Below are 22355 nucleotides of genomic sequence, written 5' to 3'. Positions count from 1 at the left end.
CGGGGGCAGGATACAACACGGAGGAAGGAAGAGGAGGCCGGGTCTTGATAAACTGGCTCCTCCCGAACCCAACCAAAAGCCGCCTGCTCCAACTTTTGACAATCGAATCCCTGACGTTGCGGAGATAACAGTGATCACAGTCCTGGCCGTGCACTTTACGGTGGCTGTGGTGGCGCCGTTCCTCTTCAGGGCATGGGGCCGCAATGCTTTCTGCGCACTGGCGGCTGTTCCCGCTGTCTCCTTCATCTGGCTGCTGTTCCAGCACGGCCCTGTTTACTCCAGGGACGGGGCGGTCGCCGAAGTGGTCCCCTGGATCCCGGGCCTCCAGCTTGAGTTCGCCTTCCGCATGGATGCCCTGGCATGGGTCATGTCCCTGTTGGTGCTGGGCGTCGGCTCGCTGGTCCTGGTCTACTGCGCAAGGTACTTCAAAAAGAAGGACCAGGACCTTGGCGCCTTCGGAGCCCAGCTCCTGGCCTTCGCCGGAGCCATGTTCGGCCTGGTGGTGGCGGACGACCTCCTGCTGCTGTTTATCTTCTGGGAACTCACCACCATCCTGTCCTATCTCCTGATCGGATTCGCCCGCACCAGGCTGGCAGCGCGGCGGTCTGCACTTCAGGCACTTATGGTCACCACCGCGGGCGGCCTCGCGATGCTGGTGGGCCTGATCATGCTTGGCTACGCGGCCGGCACGTACCGCATCTCGGACATCCTCCAGCAGGCGCCGGCGCTCGTAAGCGGACCTGCGGGCTCCTTGGTGGGTGCCGCCGTCGTACTCATCCTGGTGGGTGCCATCACCAAATCGGCGCTGGTTCCCTTCCATTTCTGGCTCCCCGGAGCCATGGCGGCCCCCACCCCGGTCAGCGCCTACCTCCATGCCGCGGCGATGGTCAAAGCGGGCATTTACCTCGTTGCACGGCTGGCCCCGGGCTTCGCCGAGACGTCCTTCTGGCAGCCGGTGGTGCTGGGCCTCGGGCTGGCGACGATGCTGGTGGGCGGTTACCGGGCGCTGCGGCAGACCGACATCAAGCTCATCCTTGCCTACGGCACGGTAAGCCAGCTGGGCTTCCTCACTATGGTGGTGGGGCTGGGCACGCCGGACGCGGCCCTCGCCGGCCTGGCCATGCTGTTGGCCCATGGCCTGTTCAAAGCCACCCTTTTCCTGGTGGTGGGCATCATCGACCACCAGTCCGGAACCCGCGATGTCCGCAAGCTTTCCGGGGTCTTCAAGTCCTCGCGCGCCCTGGGAACTGTGGCCGGCATCGGCGCCGCGTCCATGGCAGGTGTGCCACTGCTGGCGGGCTTCGTGGCCAAGGAATCGGTGTTGGAGGCCTTTGTCCACCACGCAAGCGACCCTGCCGCCGGTCCCTGGGGGATGGTGGTCCTGGCCGGGCTGGTCCTGGGGTCCGTCCTTACCTTCGCGTACAGTGCACGCTTCATGTGGGGTGCGTTTGCGGTCAAGGCGGGAGTCGAGCCCACACCCTTCAAGGCCGTCAAGCCCTCTTTCCTCGCCGCGCCGGCCATCCTCAGCCTCCTGACCATTGTCTACGGCCTGTGGCCGGTCCCTGTGGACGCATGGATCCAGCCGTACGCCGCGCTGTTTGCTTCGTCCGCTCCCGACGCCGGCACGCCGGCTGAGCAGGCAGGCCACCTTGCCCTGTGGCACGGTTTCACCCCGGCGCTTGGTTTGACTGCCCTGACCTTCGCGCTGGGTTTGGCGATGTACTTAGGCCGCAACACTGTTACGCGGGCCCAGTCCCTGGTGCCGCCGTGGGTGGACTCGGACAAGGCGTACCAGTACACCATCGGGGCATTGGATGACGTAGCTGTGTGGATTACCGGACGCACGCAGCGCGGTTCGTTGTACTACTACCTCGCCGTCATCCTCAGCGTCGCCTTTGTGCTGCCCCTGGCGGCCATCCTGCTGGCGGGCAAGCCGCTTCCGGACGGGATCTACCTTGTGGATCCGGGTTCGCCGCTCCAACTGGTGGTGGGTGCGGGCATCGTGATTGGCGCCCTGGCCGCCGTCAAGGCCAACAAACGGTTCCTGGCGGTCCTGATGGTTTCCGTCACCGGCTACGGCATCGCACTGATGTTTGCCCTCCAGGCCGCCCCGGACCTGGCCCTCACCCAGATGCTGGTGGAAACCATCGTCCTGGTGGCTTTTGTCCTGGCGTTGCGGAGCCTGCCGCCAGAGCTTCGGGACCGCACCGGCGGCAGATACCGCGTGGTTCGCGTTATTATCGGCCTTTGCTTCGGCGTCACCATGGTGTTCGCCGCGATCTACGCGATGGGCGCCAGGACAGCCATCCCTGTTTCGCTGGAGTTTCCGCGCCTCGCTTACGAAGGCGGCGGGGGACTGAACATCGTCAACGTCACGCTCGTAGACATCCGGGCCTGGGACACCTTCGGTGAAATCACCGTCCTTGCCCTGGCAGCAACAGGTGTCGCAAGCCTCATCTTCGTCCGTGGCCGCGGCGACCGGATCAAGAACTCCGCCAGCGTTGCCGCCGGCACTGTGGGCCGCTACCGCGGAGCCAGCCCCGGTTCCCGTGACGCCGCTGCGCTGGCCGTGAGCCGGAAGTTCGCCGCGTCTGCCCGGGACGCGTGGATTGTGGCGGGCAGGACCCTGGCCCCGGAACGGCGCTCCATCATCTTCGAGGTGGTCACCCGGCTGATCTTCCACTCCATGATCATCTTCTCGCTCTACCTCCTGCTGGCCGGCCACAACCTTCCGGGCGGTGGTTTCGCCGGTGGCCTCACCGCAGGCCTTGCCCTGACCATCCGCTACCTGGCAGGCGGGCGGTTCGAACTGCGCGAGGCCACCCCCATTAGCGCCGGCGCCCTGCTGGGCGTCGGGCTGGCAGTTGCCGCAGCCTCAGGCGTAGTGCCCTTGCTGCTGGGCGGCCAGGTGTTCCAGACGGCCATCATCGAACTCTGGCTGCCTGTGTTCGCAGACATCAAGTTCGTCACGTCCACCATCTTCGACATCGGTGTCTACATTGTGGTGGTGGGCCTGGTGCTGGACGTCCTGCGGAGCCTCGGGGCCGAAATCGACGAGCACTTTGAAAAGGGTTCCGCCGCTGTGTCCCATGACATGGCCGACGACGGGCAGGAATTTGCCGGGGACGCGCACGCCGCTGGCATAGCAGCGCAGGACGCTTCCGTACGGGATAACGGTCCGGAAGGCCTCTCCGCCGAGACCACCGGAAAGGGCCAAGCATGAGCATAAACCTGACCCTGCTGATAGTTATGGGTTCCCTCTATGCCTGCGGCATCTACCTGATCTTGGAACGCAGCCTCACGCGGGTGCTGCTGGGACTGATGCTCCTGGCCAATGCCACCAACCTGCTGATCCTGGCGACCGGCGGATACGCCGGGCTTGCCCCGCTGTATTCAAAGGACATTGCGGCCCAGGACTACAACGATCCCCTTCCGCAGGCGTTGATCCTCACGTCCATTGTGATCTCCTTTGCCGTCACGGCCTTTATGCTCGGCATCATCTACCGCACGTGGGTCCTGGCCCGCCAGGACGAAATCCAGGACGACATCGAAGACCGCCGCGTGGCGGAAACGCCAAGCTTCGACGCCGAAGACGACGCCGAGATCCCTGCCGAGACCTCCGAGTTCCCCGTGGCAACGGTGGTGGCCGGAGGCCGGGAGATATCCGCCGAGAGCGCCGCTGCAGAAGAAAAACCCGGCTCCAGAAATGTGGCCCTTGGCCCGGAAGGAGGCGGAAAGTGAACATCGCAAGCTTTGCCCCGCTCGCCGTCGTACTTCCCATCCTGGGCGCCGCACTGACCTTCCTGCTGATCCGGCACTCACGGGCGCAGCGGGCGGTCAGCATCGCGCTGCTGTCCCTCACGCTCCTGCTGGAATGTTTCCTCCTGGCCTCCGTCTGGGACGGCGGGACGGCTGCCGTGACCATCGGCGGCTGGCTGCCGCCATGGGGCATCGTGATGGTGGTGGACCAGTTCTCCTCGCTCATGCTGGTGGTGTCCTCGGCCGTGAGCCTCGCCGTGCTGGTGTATGCCACAGGGCAGGGCATGGCCGACGGCGACCAGGACGCGCCCGTCTCGATCTTCCACCCCACCTACCTGATCCTGGTGGCCGGCGTCTCCAACGCGTTCCTCTCGGGGGACCTGTTCAACCTTTACGTGGGCTTCGAGATCCTGCTGACGGCTAGCTACGTCCTCATGACCCTTGGCGGCACCGGGCCGCGGATCCGCGCGGGCGTTACCTATGTGGTGGTGTCCGTGGTGTCATCGGTGCTGTTCCTGATCTCCATCGCCATGGTTTACGGTGCCACGGGAACCGTCAATATGGCCGACCTTGCCATCAAGCTCGGCGAACTGGACCAGGGCACCAAAACGCTCCTGCACGTAATGCTGCTGGTGGCTTTCGGCATCAAGGCCGCTGTCTTCCCGCTGTCCTTCTGGCTGCCGGACTCCTACCCCACGGCGCCCGCGCCGGTTACTGCCGTGTTCGCAGGCCTGCTCACCAAGGTGGGCGTTTACGCGATGGTGCGCACCGAGACCCTGCTCTTTCCCGGTGACACCCTTAACACCCCCCTTATGGTGGCCGCACTGCTGACCATGGTGGTGGGAATCCTTGGCGCGCTGGCCCAGAACGACATTAAGCGTCTGCTCTCGTTCACACTGGTGAGCCACATCGGCTACATGGTGTTTGGCCTGGCGATGTCCTCTACGGCCGGCCTGGGCGCGGCGGTTTTCTACGTGGCCCACCACATCACCATCCAGACCAGTCTTTTCCTGGTGACGGGGCTAATTGAACGCCGTGGCGGCAGTTCGTCCGTGGACCGCCTGGGCGGCCTCGCGAAACTCTCGCCCTTGCTGGCGCTGCTGTTCTTTGTTCCCGCCATGAACCTGGCCGGCATCCCGCCGTTCTCCGGATTCCTGGGGAAGGTGGGGCTGATGCAGGCCGGCATCGAACTGGGCACGCCGCTGGCCTACGCGCTGGTGATCGGCGGAGTTGTCACCAGCCTCCTGACCCTGCTCGCGATCGCCAGGGTGTGGAACCGCGCCTTCTGGCGCAGCCCCGGCGACGCCGAACATCCGGATCCCGTGCTGCTGGCCCCGCCGATGGCAGCAGTGGCCGGACCGGGTGCCAAGCGGAATACCGTGACGCTCCTGCCGCGCACCATGGTGGGTTCCACCCTGGGCCTGGTGGTCCTCGGCGTTGCGCTCACTGTTTTCGCGGGTCCGTTGTTCACCGTCTCCGACCAGGCCGCCGAGGACATGCTGGACCGGTCTTCCTACATCCAGGCCGTGCTGGGCGAGGACACCACGGTCCCCATGGTTCTCACGTCCGGAGGAGGAAAATGAGCCGCCGGCGCATCTCGCTGCGCCAGGAACTTCCGCTCCTGGTGTGGCTGGTCATTGTCTGGGGCGCCCTGTGGCAGGACTTCAGCCCCGGAAACCTCCTGTTCGGTGCGCTGTTGGCCGTAGCCGTAGCCCGGCTGTTCTATCTCCCGCCGGTGGAACTCAGCGGCCGCTTCAACATCCTCTACGCCGTCCCCTTCGCACTCACGTTCCTGGCCAAGGTGGTGGTTGCCAGCGGCCAGGTCCTGTACCTGGCAACAGCGCGCGGGCCGCGGGTCAGGAACGCTGTGGTGGCTGTGACCCTGCGGAGCCACCAGGATCTTTTGGTCACGGCCACCGGGCACGTGATTTCCCTGATTCCCGGTTCGCTGGTGGTGGAGGTGGACCGGTCAACCTCCACCCTCTACCTGCATGCACTGAACATCAGCTCCCCGGAGGAGGTGGAGAACCTCCGGCAGGAGGTGCGGTCCATCGAAGCCGGGCTGATCAGGATCATGGGTACCAGGGAAGAACTCGAAACCGTTCGTATGGAGGCAGCATCATGATGCAGACCGTCCTGGTTGTTACAGCCGTCATTTTCTCGCTGGCCGCAGCCGGCGCCATCATCAGGATTTCGCGCGGGCCGTCGCTGCTGGACCGGGTGCTTGCCACAGACGTCCTGCTCGCCATCCTCGGCGGCGCGTTGTGTGTGGACATGGCCGTTAACCGGCACCTGAACAACCTGATGCTCGTGGTGGCCATCTCCATCATCGGCTTCATCGGGTCCGTGACTGTTGCCAGGTTTGTGGCCGATCGAAGGGAACAGCCCATTGAATCCTGAAGCCACTGCCCTCGACGGTTGGATCGACCTGCTGTCAGCCGTCTTCATGGTGGTGGGTGCCGTGATGTCCCTGGGCGCCGCGATCGGCCTGCTCCGTTTTCCGGACCTGCTGAGCCGCATGCACGCCGCCACCAAGCCGCAGGTGCTGGGGCTGTTCCTGCTGCTGGCAGCCATCGGCCTGCAGATGCGTACCTGGTGGGTGTGGCCCGTGCTGGTGGTCGCCTGGATTTTCCAGCTGTTGACGGTGCCGGTGTCCGCCCACATGGTGGGCAGGGCGGGCTACCGGACCAAGCACCTGCACCGCGAGCTGCTGACGGCGGATGAGCTGGAGGCGGTAGTGCAGAAAGCCGCCGCCAAGACCGCCCGTGAGGACGGTACCGGCGACGGCTCCCAGCCTTAAGAGTTTTTGTCCAGATATGCTGGCTTCCGAACGATTTAGCCCGGCTTACCTGGACAAAAACTACGTTTGTTAGACGATGTCCTTGCTCTTGGCGAACCGGGTGATGGCCCGCTGGGTGCCTCGGTTGGCCAGGACCTGGATGATGGTGCTGACCGAGGCCGAGATCAACGCGAAGGTCAGCGCCGACTGCAGGCTGGTGGGGATGTCCTCGTCCTTGCCGGTAGGCGGCTTCCGTCCTGTGGACTTTTCCCAGATGGTGTTGACCAGCTTGGTTCCGACGAAGCCGGCGCCAAGGCTCACACCGGTGCCGAGCAGCTTGATGAAGAGGTTCATTCTTAGTACTCCTTGCGGGCGGAAAACGGGCTGACTTCAGCCTAGCGGCATCATGGCGGCGCCCGGTGCGGCAAGGCGCCGGTTCGCTGCTGGCGTTGCGCACTCAGTGGAGGAGTGCTGTTCAAGCAACGGGCGGTTCCGTCCGAAACTTGATCATCTTGTGGGTGCCATCGCAGTAGGGCTTGATGGCCGAGGCGCCGCAGCGGCACAGTGCTACAGTCTTACGCTCGCGCGGGACGGGGTCGCCGGAGGGCGTCACGATTTCGAAGTCGCCCCGGACAATCAGGGGCCCATCCGGGCACACCACGATCGAGCTTTCGGCGGGTTCCTGGTTCATGGCTGCTCCTGGTCTCGGTTGCTGGCTGACGGCTTGATGTCTTGTTGGCGCAAAGTGGCCAGTTTTCCGGAATGCCTGCGCTGCAGTTCAGCCTCCGAGTGGGCAGCGGTCCCTAGCCGTGTCCCGGCATAGGGAACGCCGCCGGCGATGCGGAATGCCAGCGCGATCCAGATACAAACAGCCCGTTCCAGGGCCCACAGCGGGGCGCACCACACCGCCCGGAGGGGGAAGACGGCTGCGCCGTTGTTCCGTTGCCGCCCAATGCCGGCGAAGATAACCGGCGCGGCCGCCAGTCCGAGCAAGGCCCGCCCGCGGAGCCCCCGGGGGAGGCAGGCTGCTGCGGCTATCGCCGGAAGCAGGGATAACTCCGCGGCGAGGCGGCGGGGCTGGGCGAAGTCATCGTAGGCCTGGCGGGTGCGCTGCTTGAGGAAGTGCCGCGGCCCGGGCGGCCGGCGGGCAACAAACAGGTCCGGCAGGATCTTTTCCTGGCCGCCAGCTGCCTTCACGGTCCTGATGAGCTCGAGGTTCTCGAAGAGCACCGGATCGTAACCGCCGGTGGCGAGCAGTGCACTCCTCCGCACGGCCAGGGTTCCCGGGTAATCTGCGGACCAGGCCCGGTTGATCAGTGTCCTGGCCGTGTCCCACCACGCATGCCACGGCAGGGGCTCGAAGTAGTTTTGCGGCCGCACTACGTCCGCTGAGGCAAGGTGATTGACGACGGCGGTGAGCGATTCGCGCGTGTAGCGCACGTCGTCGTCGGCTATCACCAGCAGCTCAGCCCTGGCGGCACGGACGCCCGTCATGACGCCGGCTACCTTGCCGTTGCCTTCGCCCCTGCTGTGGCTGTCCCCGCCGCCCTGCATCGGACGGAGATGGCGAACGCCAGCCGGGAAGGCTGCCGCATGCCGCTCGAACAGTTCCGGGTCGGAGCCGTCCACCACGGTGACGGGTATCCACTTGACCAGGCGCCCAAGGTACGCGGCCAGGTCCGGCAGTTGCGAATCCTCGGTCCAACGCAGCGGCAGGATGTACTCTGCGGACACGATGCCCTTAGCGTTCATGCCGCCGCCGGCACTGCCGCCCTCAGCGAGGTCTCGCCGTTTTCCCAGCAGGCCAAAAGGTGCGTGGAAATCCTGCCGTCGATCGCCATTGCCGCCGTTGCACCCAACAGGACATCCCCGAGTAACCCGGGCTCAGCTTCCACCAGCCCACCCGCAAGGTCGCGGCCCGCTATCTGCTCGTGGACGGCGTCGGCTTCAACGTGCTCGTCGAAATAGTGGGTCACCTCGGTATCGAAGCCGTGCCGCCGGAAGCCGTTGCCGTACAGGCGGTTGGGCCGGGACGAGGTCATTTCGTAAAGTGCCAGGTGTCCCGTGATGGCCCCGCGAAGCCGGCGGTTGAGCCCGAAGAGGGACATCATGTTCACCGCCGCGAGGGAGATGGCGGGTACCGCGTTGACATAGGCGCCGTATTGGTCGTCCATTCCCAGTCCCCGCATGGTGCGGGCGAAGAGCGCGCTGTGCATCCGTTCCGGGCGTCCTCCGCCGTACTCGTCGGCCTGAATTTCCACCAGCGCCGCCTTCGGCCGACCTGTAAGCCTGGGGATGGCCCAGGTGTGCGGGTCCGCTTCCTTCAGCTGGTAGACGGACTTGTGGATGAGGAACTCCTTGAGCTGGTCCAGGCTCGCCTTTTTCGCCACGTAGCGGGACACGCTGGGCCCGGTGTCGGTTCCGGCCAGTCCAAACAGGACGTCGGCCACTGCGTCACTGGTCATCTCTGCTGCCGGCGGTAGGTCCAGCTCCCCGGCTGCCGCCTGGGCAGCGGCCCGTAGCGCTTCCTCGAACGGCCTTTCGAGCAGGCGGCGAACCTGGATAAGGCCCGGCTCCCACTCCCAGTCGTCGCTGACGCCTTCAAGGCCGGAGTAGTGGAGCTCATAAAGGCAGAAAAGTGCCAGCTGGACGTCGTCGTCCCCGATGATGTCTGTGGCTGCAGCGAGCCCTGCCGTGACCAGCCGGCGCAGTTCTTCGACGCGCGTCGTGGCGTCGTCGGTGCCGGCGCCAACGGCCAGGGAAGTAAAAAGGGCGCTGCTAAGGGGGCCTCGGGCTTCGGGGATTTTCATGATGCTCCTTATGGGTGGCAGTGGTACTGCCGGTGCTGCCTGTGCTGCGGCGTCGACGGTGACGGTTTCGGTTTGGCCGGCGGGTCAGGTCCGGGGCGGCGTTTTTGGGGTGGTCCGCGGTGACAGCAGGATGGCCAGGATGATCATGCCCAAGCCTAGGGCCAAGTGCAGCCAATTGTCGGCGCCGTTGAGGGGGACAAAGTTGGCGGGGGTTTGATCACCCACCAGGAGTCCGTACAGCCAAAGGACCAGGTAGACAACGCCCCCGTAGATGAGGAAGCTCCTTGCCTGCTGGTGGGTCCGGGCCAGCAACAGTCCCGCCGCCCCGAAGGCCGCGTGCACGATATTGTGCAGGATGGACACCTGGAAAACTCCCAACAGCAAGGCCCCGGAGCCGTGCCCGGCCAAGCCCAGGGCTTCATAATTGCTGGTGATCCCGGGGATGAATCCCAGGACACCCACCAGGAGGAAGAGGGCGCCCGTTGCAAGCGCTGCCTTCTGCAGGCCGGTCCTTGCTCCGGTGGCCCGGGTGCTGACTGTCATTGTCCTGTCTCCTCAAAAGCCGGGAGACAACATAGTAAGCATGATTACTAATAAAAGCTAAGTACGCTTTCCATCTGGCGGACAGCCAGCACGCGGCGGACCCCGCTGCCGGTGGTGGCACTCACCCCTCCGAGGTACTCCACACATAGGGGTTGGCCCGGTGCCCGCCCCGGCGTCCGTGCTCGTACCCTTGCTGCCAGGCCTTCCCGACGGCGGACACAAGTTCCGCCAGCAGTGGATAGTAAGGGTGGTCCGGGCCGATATAGATCATTTCCTCGGCTGCCTTGTCCACCGCCGCACGCACTTGGTTTTCGGCTGCAGGACCGATCATGGCGTCCTCCTGTTTGGAACTCCGGCCGCTGGCCTCGAATGTACTCCCAGCATTTCGCGGCGTCCATAGTCCGCTTTGATGCTGCAGTCCGTCCGCCCACTGGAGGTCAGTCCGCCCGCATGGAACCGAGGATCTCGCGCAGGGCCTGTACCACCAGGTCATGGTCCTGCACCTGGGGAAGCCCTGAGACGGTCACGGTTGCGACTGCGCCCACCCCTGTGACGTAGACCGGGAAGGAGCCGCCGTGGGCCGCATACCGGCTTTGATCGAACCAGGCGTTGTCCTCGATCCGTCCGCCCTTGAGCCGGGCGCGCAGCCCCACCAGCAGGGAAGGCACCTCATACCGGGCGGCCGTGCGCTGCTTCGCACGGATCCAGTGCTCGTTGTCCGGGGTGGCGCCGGGCAGCGCCACATGGAACAGGACCTGCTCACCCTTGGTGATGTCTATCGCGATGGAAAACTGGCCCTCCTTGCCCAGCTCCACCAGCAGCAGCCCGAGGTTGAGTGCATCGTCCAGGGAGAAGCCGGGAAACTGTAGCTCGTGGATTTCGCCTTCGATCCGGGCGATGAGCGCTTGCAGGGATCCTTCCTGCTGGATGGCATCGGAATCCGGATCGAACTCGGTCACATGCGGGGAATTGGCAGTCATGGCCCACAATCTACCCCTCCTCCGGTGTAAACTGGACCCCGCCCACAAGGGCGATTATTTACCGACAGAAACATTCAACGACAGGGGAGCGCCGCCGTCGGGCATCACTGGCCATGCCAGGGACCGCAGGTGGGCGCTGAGAGTGCGGACAGCCGCAGACCCTCGAACCTGATCCGGTTAGTACCGGCGCAAGGGAGTCGAGTTCTCGAAGTGTGCGGCAACGGCGGCAGCGCCGGTTGCTGTATCCACTTTCCCCTCCTGTTCCTCAGGAGGATCGCATGGCAACGACAGCAATCAAGAAGACCACCAGCAAGTCCTGGCGCGTTGTGGACATCGTGGTGGCAGCCCTCATCGCCATCGCCGGCGGCGTCATTTTCTGGGCCTGGTCCCAGGGCGCAGCCGCAGTCTCGGCACCTATGAACGCCGTCTATCCACCGCTTACCGGCTTGTTGGCCGGCGGCTGGATGATCCCCGCGGTGCTGGGCATGCTCATCATCCGCAAGCCGGGCGCCGCACTGTTCTGCGAGACCGTGGCGGCCACCGGCGAACTGCTCATGGGCTCGCAGTACGGCGCCTCGGTGCTGTTCTCCGGGTTTGTCCAGGGCCTGGGCGCCGAGATCGTCTTCGCGATCTTCGTGTACCGGAAGTTCAACCTGCCGGTAGCCCTGCTCGCCGGCGCCGCTGCCGGACTTTTCTGCGGCCTGAACGATTCGTTCGCGCCGTGGGGCTGGAACATCGCCTACTCCGGCGGGGACAAGCTGGCCTACATCATCTTCACCGCCATTTCCGGGGCCGTGATCGCAGGAGCCCTGTCGTGGATCGCCACCCGCGGCCTGGCGAGGACCGGCGTCCTGAGCTCCTTTGCGTCACGCAAGGCAGCATCGGAGCCCGTCTTCTCCTGATGACTGCTCCTTCCCTCCACAGCTCTGCGGTGGCGGCGCGGCCGGCTGCAGTCACGGCCAGAGGCTGGGGCTGGCGGCATGCCGGCCGCTCCAAACCCGCTGTCCGTGCCCTCGACCTGGACATCCAACCGGGTGAACGCGTCCTGCTGCTGGGCCCGTCCGGCGCAGGCAAGTCCACGCTCCTCCACGCGCTGGCTGGGGTGCTGGGGGACGCACATGCCGACGACGCTGACGCCGGCGATTCCGATGAGTCCGGGTCGCTGCTGATCGACGGCGCTTCCCCCCGGGAGCAGCGCGGCCGGGCCGGGCTGATGCAGCAGGACCCGGAGACCCAGGTTGTTCTCTCGCGCGTAGGTGACGACGTCGCCTTCGGCGCCGAGAACCTTGCCGTGCCCCGCGATGACATCTGGGCTCGCGTGCACGAGGCGCTGGACGACGTCGGGCTTTCCCACCTGCCGTTGGACCATCCGACGTCGGCACTGTCCGGCGGGCAGAAGCAGCGCCTTGCGTTGGCGGGCATCCTTGCCATGCGGCCGGGGCTGATCCTCCTCGATGAGCCAACCGCCAACCTGGACCCTGCCGGCGTGGTGGAGGTGCGCGACGCCGTGGGCCGCTGCCTCGACAAAACCGGGGCAACGTTGGTGGTGGTGGAGCACCGCGTGGCGGTGTGGAAGGACCTGGTTGACCGGATTGTGGTGCTGCAGCCCGGCTCGTCGACCGATTCCGCCGTGCTGTTGGACGGGCCGCCGGATCAGGTCCTCAGCGAAGCCCGGAGCATGCTGATCGCGGCCGGAGTCTGGGTGCCCGGCTACGTCCCGCCGACGCGTCTGCGTGCTGCCGCTTCGGCTCCCGGGACTGGCGACCTGCTGCTTGCCGCCGAGGAGCTGGCGGTGTCGCGTGAACGTCCGCGCCGCAAGCGCTTCCGGAAGGTGCCGCCGGTGCCGGTGCAGCAGGGCATTTCCGCGCAGGTCCGGGCCGGGCAGGCGCTGGCCATCACCGGGCCCAACGGCGCGGGAAAGTCGACATTCGCGCTGACCCTCGCCGGGCTGCTGGAGCCCCTAGACGGCAATGTTTCCGCCACGCTGGCGCTCAGCCGGGGAGCTGGGATTGACCCTTACCAGTGGAAGGCCGAGCAGCTGATCGAGCGCGTGGGTACGGTGTTCCAGGAGCCTGAGCACCAGTTCGTCACAGGGAAAGTACTGGACGAGCTGCTGTTCGGCCCGCGGCACCTGGGCCACGGGGAGGAGCGGGTGGATGAACTGCTGGAGCGGCTCCGGCTCACGGGACTCGTTGACGCCAACCCGTATACCCTTTCGGGCGGCGAGAAACGGCGCCTCTCCGTAGCCACGGTCCTGGCAGCGCATCCCCAGGTCCTGGTCCTGGACGAACCAACCTTCGGGCAGGACGCCAATACTTGGGCTGAGCTGGCATCCTTCCTGTCCGAGCTCCTGGACGCGGGCACGGCCGTAGTGTCCGTGACCCATGATGCCGAGTTCACGGCAGCGCTGGGCGGAATGGAACTGCGGTTGGCTGCTGCGGCGGCGGTGGCGCCATGAGGCAGGAGCTGAACCTGCGCGGCAACCACGCCCTGCTGACCCGCGCCAATCCGCTGAGCAAGTTCGCCGCCGTCTTCCTGATCACCGCAGTGTTGGCGCTGTCCATTGACTGGGTGTCCGCGTCGGTGGCGCTGGTCTTTGAGTTCCTGCTGTTCCCCTTGGCGGGCCTCACCCTGACTTTGCTGTGGCAGCGGGGCTGGCCGCTCATCCTTGCCGCAGCCGTGGGTGGCTGGAGTACCTCCATCCTGGCGCCGGACAGCGGAGCGACGCTTATCGACGTCGGCATCTGGACCATGAGCGAAGGGTCCCTGGAGCTGGGGGCCGGGTTCATGCTGCGGGGGCTGGCGATTGCGCTGCCGGCGGTCCTGTTGATGAGCTGCACCGATCCCACCGACCTGGCCGATGCGCTGGCGCAGAAGGCACGCCTTCCGCACCGGTTCGTGCTGGGGACCTTGGCCGCCATGCGGCTCGTGGGGCTGATGGCGGAGGAATGGCAGACCATTGGCATGGCCCGCCGTGCCCGCGGCGTCGGCTCCCGCGGCAGTGCCCTCCAGCGGCTGAAGGCGACGCTGGGGCAGAGCTTCGGGCTGCTGGTTCAGGCTATCCGGCGTGCTTCCCGGCTTGCCGTCACCATGGAGGCACGCGGCTTCGGCGGCGGAAGGCGGACCTGGGCGCGGGAATCCACGTACAGCGCCCTCGACCTTTGGGTTCTGGCTGCCGGGGTGGTGATGGCAGCTGCAGCGTTTGCTGCTGCGATGTGGGCGGGCACCTGGAATATGGTGTGGCTGGGGAGCTGATTTCTCACACGTCTGCTGCGTCAGCCGCAGGAGTGGTTGTAGTCGAAGCTTCTCGCCACGAACTGGGTGAGCGTGACTTCGCCGCCTGCGGTCAGCGGCGGGCCTGCGCAACTGGCTTTGGCTCCGGCTACGTCGCGCGCCCCCGCCAGCCAGCTCGGCAGGGAGTGCAGGTTGCTTGAGCTGCTGACGGTTCCCACAATCCGGCTCCATTGAAGGCCGGTTGAGTAGATCCCAACACCCTTGACGTCGATGCTGTGGAAGAAGTCCGTCATGCCCTCCAAGACTGCGCGGTTGGCATCCTTGTCAGTGGTGGACCAGGAATTTTCGCTTTCCACATCCAGCCACCAGACGTAGTCGGAGGGGTTGCTGATTCCGCGGATGTAGGCATCGTCCCAGGCCTTGGCGTAGCCGTACATGTAGGCGCACGCCGTGCCGTAGTCCTTTTCCTTGCAGGAGCCATAGGGGTTATGGACGGCCGATCCTATCGGGTACTCGTTGCTGGAGGGCCACCATGAGCCGCTGCTTCCCGGGTTGGCGGTGTTCACGTAAAGGGACACCTCAGGCTGGGTCGAATTGCCGGTTGAGCCCGCAGCCCACTCGAGCTGTTCCCGCAGGCAAGGGTTGGTGTTATTGGCCAACCCGTTGTTGACGCCGACGATGGCAAAAGCCTGGCCCGTGGGAAGGTCCTTGCGGCATTGGGGCCATGAGACGTCGTTGCCCAGTGTTGACTGTCTGCCTTCCCCTGGCGACGGCGCTGCGGAGGCCGGCCAGCCGGGGACCAGGAGCACGATGGCGAAGATCAGGCCCGCCAGCGTGGCTGCCGCTGCGGGGCCTCGTTTCCGGCGCATCAGCACCTCCGTCGTCGTCGAAGGATGAGGTTCCATCCAGTCTCCTCCGGCCCGGCCAGTAGGGTCAACAACCGGGTGGGCCGGAGGAGAGGTCACGATTTCTATCGCATGTAGTGGGTAATTGCGGGCCAGGGTAGGTTGCATCCCCGCGAATCGGCTCAAAACTAACTCATTTATGATATATTTTCGGCATGACGCAGGAAACTACGGAACACGTTGCCGCCATGCTCCGGGATGCCCGGGGCGAGAAAGGCTGGACCCAGGGCCAGCTGGCCGCAGAACTCGGAACCAGCCAGAGCGCCATTGCCCGGATGGAGCAGGGCAAACAGAATTTGAGCCTGAAAATGATCCAGCGGCTCGAGACCATCTTTGGCCGGAGCATCGTCAATGTGGGCAAACCGCAGATGACACACCTTCGCGTGGAGGGCGGGCACACGCTGTCAGGAGCCGTGGACGTCAACAGCAGCAAGAACGCCGGCGTCGCACTGCTATGTGCGAGCCTCATTAACCGCGGTACAACTATTCTTCGCCGGCTTGCGCGGATTGAAGAAGTTAATCGCATCGTCGAGGTGCTCAGCAGCATCGGGGTCGAGTGCACCTGGCTCAATGATACCGATCTCCAGCTACGCAGGCCGGCCGTCCTTGACCTGGCGGCGATGGATGTGGAAGCTGCCCGCCGCACGCGCAGCGTCATCATGCTGCTGGGGCCGCTGCTGGACGAAACCTCGGAGTACCGCCTTCCGTACGCGGGTGGCTGCGACTTGGGCACGCGCACCGTAGAGCCACATATGCAGGCGCTGCGCCAGTTCGGGCTGGCAGTGGAGGCGACGGCCGGCTTCTACAGCGTTCAGGCTCCCTCGGCCGATACCCGCGACCGTTCCTTTGTCCTGACCGAGCGCGGCGATACTGTCACCGAGAACGCCATCATGGCTGCCGCTCACCGTGAGGGGACAACGGTGATCCGCAACGCCAGCCCGAACTATATGGTGCAGGACCTCTGCTTCTACCTGCAGATGCTGGGGGTGGCCATCGACGGCGTCGGCACCACTACCTTGAAGATCACCGGGCGTCCCATGATCGATGCCGAGATCGAATACTTCCCCTCCGAGGACCCCATCGAGGCAATGAGCCTCATCACTGCCGGTATCGTCACCAACTCCGAGGTGACCATCCGCCGGGTCCCCATCGAGTTTATGGAGATCGAGCTGGCCACGCTGGGGCAGATGGGCCAGCAGCTGGAGATCTCCGGCGAGTACATGGCACGCAACGGCCGGACCCGACTGGTGGACGTCACCACCAAACCTTCGGAACTGCACGCGCCGGAGGACAAGATCCACCCCATGCCGTTCCCCGGCCTGAACATTGACAACCTGCCCTTCTTTGCAGTCATTGCCGCGAATGCCAGCGGACAGACCATGATCCATGACTGGGTTTACGAAAACCGGGCCATATACCTCACGGAGCTGAACCGGCTCGGTGCACAGGTTCAGTTGCTGGATCCCCACCGGATCTACGTCAATGGGCCCACCAAGTGGCGCGCTGCAGAGGTCGGCTGTCCACCTGCTTTGCGTCCCGCAGCCTGCCTGCTGCTGGCCATGCTGGCAGCCCGGGGAGTCTCCGAGCTGCGGAACATCTACGTTATCGAGCGCGGGTATGAGGACCTGGCGGAGCGGCTGAACACTATCGGGGCCAAGGTGGAGTACTTCCAGGACTGAGCATTCACGCTTCGTCATGAAGTCCTGAGGACCTTCAAAAGTCCCTCAGCTGCCGCAGAATGTGAGTATGCGAACATTCGGCGTTGAGGAAGAGCTCCTGATCGTTGATCCGGACAGCGGGGAGCCGCTTGCCCTCGCTGACGCCCTGCTGTCCCTCCGCCGGTTGGCGGCAGACGACGCTCCTGACGAGCCCCGGGATCTCGTAACGGAAGACAAGACCGTTTACGCCGACGACGAGATGGGCCTGAGTGCCGAACTCAAGCTGGAGCAGATCGAGACCCAGACGCGCCCGTGCCTGGAGTACGGTGTGCTGCTTGACCAGATCCGAGCGGGGCGGGCACTCGCTGACACGGCTGCCAGGAAGCATAATGCGCGGGTGGCGGCGCTGGCCACGTCGCCCCTTGGGCTGGCGAGCCACACCACCCCTGATCCACGCTATGCCCGGATGCTGGAGCGCTTTGGCCTGACGGCCCAGGAGCAGCTGACCTGCGGCTTCCACGTCCATACCTTTATTGAGTCACCCGACGAGGGTGTGGCTGTGCTGGACCGGATTCGTGACAAGCTTGCCGTCCTCACGGCAATGAGCGCGAACTCACCGTTCTGGAACGGGCTTCAAACGGGGTTTGAAAGCTACCGCACCCAAGCGTGGAACCGCTGGCCCACAGCGGGACCCGCTGGTATTTATGGGACGTATTCCGCGTACCGGAGGGTGGTCACCCGCCTTCTTGACAGCGGAGTGATGCTGGACGAAGGAATGCTCTACTTCGACGCCCGCCTGTCCCGGAACCACCCCACTGTCGAGGTCCGCGTTGCAGATGTCTGCCTCCGGGCCGAGGATGCTGCACTTCTTGCCGTTCTTGTCAGGGCTCTGGTGGAGACTGCGAGCCGTGAGTGGCACGAGGGGGTTGAGCCCGCCCCGGTACCCACCGTACTTTTGCGGATGGCTTCCTGGCAGGCCAGCAGCGGCGGACTCAGCGGGGAACTCCTGGATTTCGGTACTTTCCGGCCCGCGCAGGCTGCCGATGTGGTGCGTTCCCTGGTGGACTACCTTGCACCGGTATTGCAGGAGCAGGGTGAACTCGCCCTGGCCCGTCAAGGCGTGGAGGACATCATTGCTCGCGGGACGGGGGCAGCTGAACAGCGCTGCATCCGCGACAGGGCTTTGGCCGCGTCAGCCCCGGAGGACCTGGGCTTTGGTGCAGTGGTCAAGCATGCGGTGGATGTAACGATGCGCGGCTCCGTCAATCTTTCTGCTGGGGACGGGTCCCCGGAGCTGCTGCGCGTCCGCCAGTCTTAGCGGGCAGAGGTAGCCGTATCCAACCAGAGGTGCCAGTCCGGAAACGGGTCCTGGGGCAGTTCGTCTTCAGAAGGGCCGGGGTCCTCGGGCACATCAAAATCTGGCAGTTCAGGATCTTCCGGCGGGTCCGGGTCTTCCTGGCGGTCCAGGTTTTCGGGCAGGGCAAAGTACCCAGGCACGTATAGGTCCGAGGGCTCCGAGTCGGCCTGAACGGAGGCATCCCAAAGTTCCTCAATCCATTTCGGCCAGTGGGGTGGTTCCCAGTTCTGGTGTTCGCTTTTGTAGTGCCGGCCGGTGGGTGAGGTCCAGCCGGGTGGTTCGGTTGTGGTGGCTGGTGTTGGTTTCCAGCCGCTGGTGTGGCGGAGTTTGTGGTGTTTGGGGCAGGGCTGGCCCAGGTTCGATATTCCGGTGGTGCCGCCTTGGTGCCAGGCGAGGAGGTGGTCTGCTTCGTTGTCCAGGGAGTTGTTGCTGCAGCCCGGGAACGGGCATTTACCGTCCCGCAGCCGCAGCCAGTTCCGCATCGCCTTGGTCAGCCGGTAGCTGGTCCGGCCGATCTCCAACGGTGCCCCGTCCCGGGGGTCCACCAGCACCCGGTAAAAGGAGTCCGCTCCGTTGGCGACGAGGTTCCGTGCCATCGAGGCGGGGATCGGGCCGTGCCCGTCCAGCGTCGCCGGCTCGTCAGTCAGGCCCAGCAGGGAGAACACGGGAACGGTGACCAGCACCTGCGCCCGGGGTGCGGGGATCTCGGTGGTGGTGCCGCCCAGAAGCCAGCCTGCAGCGACATCGGCCCGGAGCTGGGTGAGGGTGCGGGTTTCGTCCGGTCCCTGCATCCCCCGGGAAACGGTGGTGAGCCGGTCCCAAATGGCGGACGCCTGGTCCGCGGGCAGACACGCGGCGACCCAACCCATCCCGTCACCATCAAGCCAGTACTCGACCCGCCGGTCCGCCACACTCCGAGCGTGCCGCTGCTCCAGGCTCTCCGGGTGGTGGCGTTCCCGCCAGGCCCGGGCCTTGGCTTTGAACCGGTACGCCGGCATCTCCCCGACCGTGGCGGCTGCTCCCGGTTTCGGCGTGTCCGGGTCCAGGAAGTGCGCCTCCAACGCAGCCGCGCCTTCACGGTCTAGGCTCGCGGTCTGGTCCACCATGGTCCGGGCGTGCGCCCAGGAAATCGTCCCGGCCTGCAAAGCAGCCAGGGTCCGGGGCAGGGAAGTGGTGAGGGCATGGGAGTCGGCGATCAGGGCACCGGCGGCCCGGTCACCGATTGCCAGCACACACCCCACCTCCGCGGCCAGGCTCCGCTCCTGCGCCGTCGCCCCATACGGCGAGGCGGCTGGAGCGTTCAGCGCTTTCGTGGCCACAGCGAAGACCGCGACCGCCTGTGCCTTCAGGGCTGCCAGTTTCGCTTCTGACCGTGCCACCGCGGCCAGGACATCCAAAGCCCCGTCAACAATCCGCTGCAACGGATCATCATCAAAACCCGCCGCAGCGTACGGGCCGACCGCGGCGTCAAGTTCACCAGCGCCACCGGAAGCAGCGACATCACCGCCAGCCAGCGCCGCAGCAAGCGCAGCGACTGCAGCCACAACAGCTTCCTCCGCCTGTGCCACTGCCGCGTTCGTTTCCATACCCCCATCATGGCGAGGGGGTCTGACAAAACAGGGCCTAAAAGTCCTCCTGCTGGAAAAGAAACTAAAAAAACTTTTCAGCCTGCAGTTCAATCCCCCGGCACGCCTGATGCTCGCTTCAGCGGCGCGAACAGCAGGGCAACAAGACAGGAAAAATCAGCAACGGTGGTGCCCCGGCAAGGGGGGCATGCCATACTCGGCGCGTGACGGCGTCGTACTCCTTCAAAGCTGAGCTGTGGCTTTACCCGGGCGAAGCAGGGTGGCATTTTTTGACGCTCCCGGCAAAAGTCGCGGATGACATCCACGAACAAAGCGCCGGCGCCAGCAAGGCATTCGGATCCGTCAGGGTGACCGCGGAGATTGCCGGGCACTCCTGGCAGACCTCGCTGTTTGCGGACCAGAAAGCCGGTTCCTACCTCTTGCCCGTGAAGAAGGCCATCAGGGACAAAGCCCGGATTAGGGAAGGCGACGAAGTGGCCGTCCAGCTCTCCTTCGAAGAGGTCTGATAGAGCCCCGCCCACATAACCGCGCCGGTGCCGGAGCCCGGCCCCACAGTCAGGTACCTCTAGATCTGCTTGAGCGCCTGTTCCAGGTCGCCAATTAGATCGTCCACGTCCTCCAGGCCCACCGAAAGCCGCACCACGCCGTCGCTCAAGCCAATGGCTGCCCGCCCCTCCGGACCCATCGCACGGTGGGTAGTAGTGGCCGGGTGCGTGATGAGGGACTTGGCATCCCCGAGGTTGTTGGAGATGTCGATGATGCGCAAACCGTCCAGCAGCGCAAAGGCGGCCTCCTTGCCCGAGCGGCCGCCCGTCGTCGCAAGCTCCAGGGTGAGAACCGTGCCGCCGGCGCTCATCTGCTTTGCCGCCAGTTCGTACTGCGGGTGAGACTTCAGGAGCGGGTACTTCACCCAGCTCACGGCGGGCTGCTGCTCCAGCCACTCGGCCAGCCGCAGGGCGGACGCGGATGAATGGTTGACGCGCAGGGCCATGGTCTCAAGGCCCTTGGTGAGCACCCAAGCGTTGAAGGCGGACAAGGACGGGCCGGTGTGGCGCATCAGCTGCTTCACCGGCCCCTCGATAAATTCCTTGGTGCCCAGGACGGCGCCACCCAGGACTCGTCCCTGGCCATCGATGTGCTTCGTGCCGGAGTAGACGATGACGTCGGCACCTAGCTGCCCGCAGCGCTGCAGCAGGGGAGTCGCAAAGACATTGTCGACGACGACGGTGGCGCCTGCCGCGTGCGCGAGGTCGCTGACCGCGGCGATGTCGACGATTTCCTGCATGGGATTGGAAGGCGACTCAAAGAAGACGGCAGTGGTGGGCTGGGACAGGGCGTCGCGCCACTGTTCCAGGTCAGGACCGTCCACGAACACCGTCTCCACACCCCACCGCGGCAGGATCTCGTTCAGGATCACAAAGCAGGAGCCAAACAGCGAGCGGGCGGCCACAACGCGGTCGCCGGCGGCCAGCAACGCACCCAGGGCGGTAAAGACGGCAGACATGCCGGACGCCGTCGCGAAGCACGCCTCGGTTCCCTCAAGGAGGCGGAGGCGTTCCTGGAAAGTGGCCACCGAGGGGTTGCCGTAGCGGGAGTACACAAAGCGCTCATCCTCGCCCGTGAAGGCGCGCTCGGCAGCGGCGGCGGATTCGTACACGAACCCGGAGTTCAGGAATACAGCCTCGCTGGTTTCCTGGAAGTTGGTGCGGTCCAGTCCGCCGCGCACGGCCTGGGTGTCGGGGCTCCAGCCGGCAGCGTCTTCGTTGAAGGTCACTTAGTTCTTTCCAAGGTTGGTGGGCAGTCCCCGGTTCTTCCAGCCGTTGACAGTGCGTTCGCCGTAACGGTCCGGCTCGCCTTCAAAGCCTTCCAGCACGTTGTAGGAGGTGAAACCGGCCTGGGTGGCGGCAATGGCGGCCGCGATGGAACGCTGCCCGGAGCGGCACAGGAATACCAGTTCGGTAGACGGATCCTCAGGCGCCTGCTGGGCCAGGGAGCTAATGAAATCAGGGTTGGGAATGCCGCCCGGGAACGTCCACTGGATGAACAGCGGATCGTTGTCGGTGGCCTTGGTGTCAGGGATGCCGATGTGGGCCCATTCGCCCTCAGTGCGGACATCCACCAGGATGGCTCCCTGCTCCAGCTTTTCCCACGCCTCCTGGGGCGTCAGGTCTCCGGCGTAGCTCATGCGTGGCCCTCACCGTCGAACTCGAGGTCTTCGCCTGCGGATTCGAGGTTATCCACTGCGGTGGCGACGGCGGCATCAGCCGAAGCGATGGCCGCCGGCAGGACCAGGGCCTGGGCAACGATGACGCTGCTGCCGTTGAACGTTGCCGCCGGGCTGCCGTGCAGCACGTAGCCCTCGGCCAAGGCGGTGGAAATCCGTTCACAGAAAGACCTGTCATCCGGACCGGTGACAAGCCGGTACGACAGTCTCTCTTCAGGGGCAGGTGCGTCGGACACGACGGATCTCCTTCTCTCACGCTTGCAACTCGAATCGGTCGATATGCCGAGTATTCACCTGAGGCACCCCGCCGCGAAAGGAGGGTTGCCGACCGGCCAGTCAGGGCTTGGCGCCGGTACTCATTACTCCCCAGAAACGTAACACTTGGCGCGCAGGGGCGCACCGCCGCCGTCGTCATGTTCCGTAACTGAACGGGGCGCGGTGCAGCAGGCGGCGATTTCCGCCACACCGGAGGAACCGACGGCGGCGGCATCACCGCAGGTGGGCCCCCTTTTCCGGCCTT

24 protein-coding genes and 2 riboswitches are annotated in these 22355 nt (G+C 65.2%); of the genes, 12 read left to right on the top strand and 12 right to left on the bottom strand.

Going from position 1 to position 22355, the window contains the following annotated elements:
* The first annotated feature begins 130 nt into the window (after positions 1-130).
* Genes AC5RUQ_RS14800 through mnhG form a run of 6 tightly spaced genes read left to right on the top strand, consistent with a single transcriptional unit; the run spans position 131 to position 6559 of the window.
* Entirely contained in the window at positions 131-3223 is a 3093-nt protein-coding gene (locus AC5RUQ_RS14800) for a Na+/H+ antiporter subunit A (RefSeq protein WP_493948078.1), read from the top strand.
* Positions 3220-3741 carry a Na(+)/H(+) antiporter subunit C gene (locus AC5RUQ_RS14795; protein WP_493948077.1) on the top strand — a complete coding sequence of 174 codons (522 nt, stop codon included), beginning with the start codon at positions 3220-3222 and terminating at the stop codon, positions 3739-3741. The genes AC5RUQ_RS14800 and AC5RUQ_RS14795 overlap by 4 nt, the downstream gene beginning before the upstream one ends.
* Complete coding sequence (locus AC5RUQ_RS14790; RefSeq protein WP_493948076.1) at positions 3738-5342, top strand: Na+/H+ antiporter subunit D; 1605 nt, start codon at positions 3738-3740, stop codon at positions 5340-5342. The genes AC5RUQ_RS14795 and AC5RUQ_RS14790 overlap by 4 nt, the downstream gene beginning before the upstream one ends.
* Positions 5339-5884, top strand: a complete 546-nt coding sequence (locus AC5RUQ_RS14785; RefSeq protein WP_493948075.1) for a Na+/H+ antiporter subunit E — start codon at positions 5339-5341, stop codon at positions 5882-5884. Before AC5RUQ_RS14790 ends, AC5RUQ_RS14785 begins: the two co-directional genes overlap by 4 nt.
* On the top strand, positions 5881-6159 hold the full coding sequence (locus AC5RUQ_RS14780; protein WP_163167559.1) for an MrpF/PhaF family protein: 279 nt from the start codon (positions 5881-5883) through the stop codon (positions 6157-6159). Before AC5RUQ_RS14785 ends, AC5RUQ_RS14780 begins: the two co-directional genes overlap by 4 nt.
* On the top strand, positions 6149-6559 hold the full coding sequence (gene mnhG, locus AC5RUQ_RS14775; protein ID WP_163167561.1) for a monovalent cation/H(+) antiporter subunit G: 411 nt from the start codon (positions 6149-6151) through the stop codon (positions 6557-6559). Before AC5RUQ_RS14780 ends, mnhG begins: the two co-directional genes overlap by 11 nt.
* Positions 6560-6628: 69 nt before the next feature.
* On the opposite strand, the gene AC5RUQ_RS14770 is transcribed toward mnhG, so the two are convergent.
* From AC5RUQ_RS14770 to AC5RUQ_RS14740, 7 genes are all read right to left on the bottom strand, one after another.
* Entirely contained in the window at positions 6629-6892 is a 264-nt protein-coding gene (locus AC5RUQ_RS14770) for a DUF4235 domain-containing protein (protein WP_163167563.1), read from the bottom strand.
* Positions 6893-7013: 121 nt separating this feature from the next.
* A complete protein-coding gene (locus tag AC5RUQ_RS14765; RefSeq protein WP_458780117.1) occupies positions 7014-7229 on the bottom strand; it encodes a CDGSH iron-sulfur domain-containing protein in 216 nt (71 codons plus the stop codon).
* Complete coding sequence (locus AC5RUQ_RS14760) at positions 7226-8290, bottom strand: glycosyltransferase family 2 protein (protein WP_493948074.1); 1065 nt, start codon at positions 8288-8290, stop codon at positions 7226-7228. The genes AC5RUQ_RS14765 and AC5RUQ_RS14760 overlap by 4 nt, the downstream gene beginning before the upstream one ends.
* Positions 8287-9348 carry an iron-containing redox enzyme family protein gene (locus tag AC5RUQ_RS14755; protein ID WP_493948073.1) on the bottom strand — a complete coding sequence of 354 codons (1062 nt, stop codon included), beginning with the start codon at positions 9346-9348 and terminating at the stop codon, positions 8287-8289. The genes AC5RUQ_RS14760 and AC5RUQ_RS14755 overlap by 4 nt, the downstream gene beginning before the upstream one ends.
* 84 nt (positions 9349-9432) lie before the next feature.
* Positions 9433-9891, bottom strand: coding sequence for a DUF4383 domain-containing protein (locus AC5RUQ_RS14750; RefSeq protein WP_493948072.1), 459 nt, complete (start codon positions 9889-9891; stop codon positions 9433-9435).
* Between the two features lie 121 nt (positions 9892-10012).
* On the bottom strand, positions 10013-10222 hold the full coding sequence (locus tag AC5RUQ_RS14745; RefSeq protein WP_493948071.1) for a hypothetical protein: 210 nt from the start codon (positions 10220-10222) through the stop codon (positions 10013-10015).
* Positions 10223-10328: 106 nt separating this feature from the next.
* Positions 10329-10871, bottom strand: coding sequence for a heme-degrading domain-containing protein (locus AC5RUQ_RS14740; protein WP_493948070.1), 543 nt, complete (start codon positions 10869-10871; stop codon positions 10329-10331).
* 72 nt (positions 10872-10943) lie between these two features.
* Positions 10944-11084, top strand: a riboswitch (TPP riboswitch).
* Between the two features lie 65 nt (positions 11085-11149).
* On the opposite strand from AC5RUQ_RS14740, the gene AC5RUQ_RS14735 reads away from it, so the two are divergent.
* Genes AC5RUQ_RS14735 through AC5RUQ_RS14725 form a run of 3 tightly spaced genes read left to right on the top strand, consistent with a single transcriptional unit; the run spans position 11150 to position 14126 of the window.
* A complete protein-coding gene (locus AC5RUQ_RS14735; RefSeq protein WP_493948069.1) occupies positions 11150-11773 on the top strand; it encodes an ECF transporter S component in 624 nt (207 codons plus the stop codon).
* Positions 11773-13329 carry an ABC transporter ATP-binding protein gene (locus tag AC5RUQ_RS14730; protein WP_493948068.1) on the top strand — a complete coding sequence of 519 codons (1557 nt, stop codon included), beginning with the start codon at positions 11773-11775 and terminating at the stop codon, positions 13327-13329. Before AC5RUQ_RS14735 ends, AC5RUQ_RS14730 begins: the two co-directional genes overlap by 1 nt.
* A complete protein-coding gene (locus AC5RUQ_RS14725; protein ID WP_493948067.1) occupies positions 13326-14126 on the top strand; it encodes an energy-coupling factor transporter transmembrane component T family protein in 801 nt (266 codons plus the stop codon). Before AC5RUQ_RS14730 ends, AC5RUQ_RS14725 begins: the two co-directional genes overlap by 4 nt.
* A 20-nt stretch (positions 14127-14146) precedes the next feature.
* On the opposite strand, the gene AC5RUQ_RS14720 is transcribed toward AC5RUQ_RS14725, so the two are convergent.
* Positions 14147-14974 (bottom strand): glycoside hydrolase family 25 domain-containing protein, encoded by an 828-nt coding sequence (locus tag AC5RUQ_RS14720; protein WP_493948149.1) that lies wholly within the window; start codon positions 14972-14974, stop codon positions 14147-14149.
* Positions 14975-15165: 191 nt separating this feature from the next.
* On the opposite strand from AC5RUQ_RS14720, the gene AC5RUQ_RS14715 reads away from it, so the two are divergent.
* Together AC5RUQ_RS14715 and AC5RUQ_RS14710 are read left to right on the top strand one after the other, a co-directional pair.
* Positions 15166-16689 (top strand): UDP-N-acetylglucosamine 1-carboxyvinyltransferase, encoded by a 1524-nt coding sequence (locus AC5RUQ_RS14715; RefSeq protein ID WP_493948066.1) that lies wholly within the window; start codon positions 15166-15168, stop codon positions 16687-16689.
* Positions 16690-16756: 67 nt separating this feature from the next.
* Complete coding sequence (locus tag AC5RUQ_RS14710) at positions 16757-17986, top strand: glutamate--cysteine ligase 2 (protein ID WP_493948065.1); 1230 nt, start codon at positions 16757-16759, stop codon at positions 17984-17986.
* Here AC5RUQ_RS14710 and AC5RUQ_RS14705 read toward each other — a convergent pair.
* Complete coding sequence (locus tag AC5RUQ_RS14705; protein WP_493948064.1) at positions 17983-19611, bottom strand: HNH endonuclease signature motif containing protein; 1629 nt, start codon at positions 19609-19611, stop codon at positions 17983-17985. The genes AC5RUQ_RS14710 and AC5RUQ_RS14705 overlap by 4 nt on opposite strands.
* Positions 19612-19814: 203 nt before the next feature.
* Between AC5RUQ_RS14705 and AC5RUQ_RS14700 the strand changes: the two genes are divergently transcribed.
* Positions 19815-20117, top strand: a complete 303-nt coding sequence (locus AC5RUQ_RS14700; protein ID WP_493948063.1) for a DUF1905 domain-containing protein — start codon at positions 19815-19817, stop codon at positions 20115-20117.
* Positions 20118-20176: 59 nt separating this feature from the next.
* Here AC5RUQ_RS14700 and AC5RUQ_RS14695 read toward each other — a convergent pair whose 3' ends face one another.
* The 3 genes from AC5RUQ_RS14695 to AC5RUQ_RS14685 are packed head-to-tail and all read right to left on the bottom strand — an operon-like array spanning position 20177 to position 22071.
* A complete protein-coding gene (locus AC5RUQ_RS14695) occupies positions 20177-21385 on the bottom strand; it encodes an O-succinylhomoserine sulfhydrylase (protein ID WP_493948062.1) in 1209 nt (402 codons plus the stop codon).
* A complete protein-coding gene (locus tag AC5RUQ_RS14690) occupies positions 21386-21796 on the bottom strand; it encodes a rhodanese-like domain-containing protein (RefSeq protein WP_493948061.1) in 411 nt (136 codons plus the stop codon). It abuts the gene before it with no gap.
* A complete protein-coding gene (locus tag AC5RUQ_RS14685) occupies positions 21793-22071 on the bottom strand; it encodes a DUF1737 domain-containing protein (RefSeq protein WP_493948060.1) in 279 nt (92 codons plus the stop codon). The genes AC5RUQ_RS14690 and AC5RUQ_RS14685 overlap by 4 nt, the downstream gene beginning before the upstream one ends.
* A 13-nt stretch (positions 22072-22084) precedes the next feature.
* Positions 22085-22199, bottom strand: a riboswitch (SAM riboswitch).
* Between the last annotated feature and the right edge of the window lie 156 nt (positions 22200-22355).

It is taken from the genome of Arthrobacter sp. MDT2-3 (assembly GCF_059090465.1).
Note: the sequence above shows the minus strand (reverse complement) of the source record. Positions and strands in the feature narration are given on the sequence as shown.

What these genes read in the sequence shown, in the direction of transcription:
- AC5RUQ_RS14690 (WP_493948061.1), bottom strand. Translation starts at nt 21,796, where the DNA reads ATGAGCTACGCCGGAGACCTGACGCCCCAGGAGGCGTGGGAAAAGCTG.
- AC5RUQ_RS14715 (WP_493948066.1), top strand. Translation starts at nt 15,166, where the DNA reads ATGACGCAGGAAACTACGGAACACGTTGCCGCCATGCTCCGGGATGCC.
- AC5RUQ_RS14750 (WP_493948072.1), bottom strand. Translation starts at nt 9,891, where the DNA reads ATGACAGTCAGCACCCGGGCCACCGGAGCAAGGACCGGCCTGCAGAAG.
- AC5RUQ_RS14705 (WP_493948064.1), bottom strand. Translation starts at nt 19,611, where the DNA reads ATGGAAACGAACGCGGCAGTGGCACAGGCGGAGGAAGCTGTTGTGGCT.
- AC5RUQ_RS14725 (WP_493948067.1), top strand. Translation starts at nt 13,326, where the DNA reads ATGAGGCAGGAGCTGAACCTGCGCGGCAACCACGCCCTGCTGACCCGC.
- AC5RUQ_RS14710 (WP_493948065.1), top strand. Translation starts at nt 16,757, where the DNA reads ATGCGAACATTCGGCGTTGAGGAAGAGCTCCTGATCGTTGATCCGGAC.
- AC5RUQ_RS14740 (WP_493948070.1), bottom strand. Translation starts at nt 10,871, where the DNA reads ATGACTGCCAATTCCCCGCATGTGACCGAGTTCGATCCGGATTCCGAT.
- AC5RUQ_RS14755 (WP_493948073.1), bottom strand. Translation starts at nt 9,348, where the DNA reads ATGAAAATCCCCGAAGCCCGAGGCCCCCTTAGCAGCGCCCTTTTTACT.
- AC5RUQ_RS14770 (WP_163167563.1), bottom strand. Translation starts at nt 6,892, where the DNA reads ATGAACCTCTTCATCAAGCTGCTCGGCACCGGTGTGAGCCTTGGCGCC.
- AC5RUQ_RS14780 (WP_163167559.1), top strand. Translation starts at nt 5,881, where the DNA reads ATGATGCAGACCGTCCTGGTTGTTACAGCCGTCATTTTCTCGCTGGCC.
- AC5RUQ_RS14720 (WP_493948149.1), bottom strand. Translation starts at nt 14,974, where the DNA reads ATGCGCCGGAAACGAGGCCCCGCAGCGGCAGCCACGCTGGCGGGCCTG.
- AC5RUQ_RS14765 (WP_458780117.1), bottom strand. Translation starts at nt 7,229, where the DNA reads ATGAACCAGGAACCCGCCGAAAGCTCGATCGTGGTGTGCCCGGATGGG.
- AC5RUQ_RS14745 (WP_493948071.1), bottom strand. Translation starts at nt 10,222, where the DNA reads ATGATCGGTCCTGCAGCCGAAAACCAAGTGCGTGCGGCGGTGGACAAG.
- AC5RUQ_RS14785 (WP_493948075.1), top strand. Translation starts at nt 5,339, where the DNA reads ATGAGCCGCCGGCGCATCTCGCTGCGCCAGGAACTTCCGCTCCTGGTG.
- AC5RUQ_RS14735 (WP_493948069.1), top strand. Translation starts at nt 11,150, where the DNA reads ATGGCAACGACAGCAATCAAGAAGACCACCAGCAAGTCCTGGCGCGTT.
- AC5RUQ_RS14730 (WP_493948068.1), top strand. Translation starts at nt 11,773, where the DNA reads ATGACTGCTCCTTCCCTCCACAGCTCTGCGGTGGCGGCGCGGCCGGCT.
- AC5RUQ_RS14760 (WP_493948074.1), bottom strand. Translation starts at nt 8,290, where the DNA reads ATGAACGCTAAGGGCATCGTGTCCGCAGAGTACATCCTGCCGCTGCGT.
- AC5RUQ_RS14795 (WP_493948077.1), top strand. Translation starts at nt 3,220, where the DNA reads ATGAGCATAAACCTGACCCTGCTGATAGTTATGGGTTCCCTCTATGCC.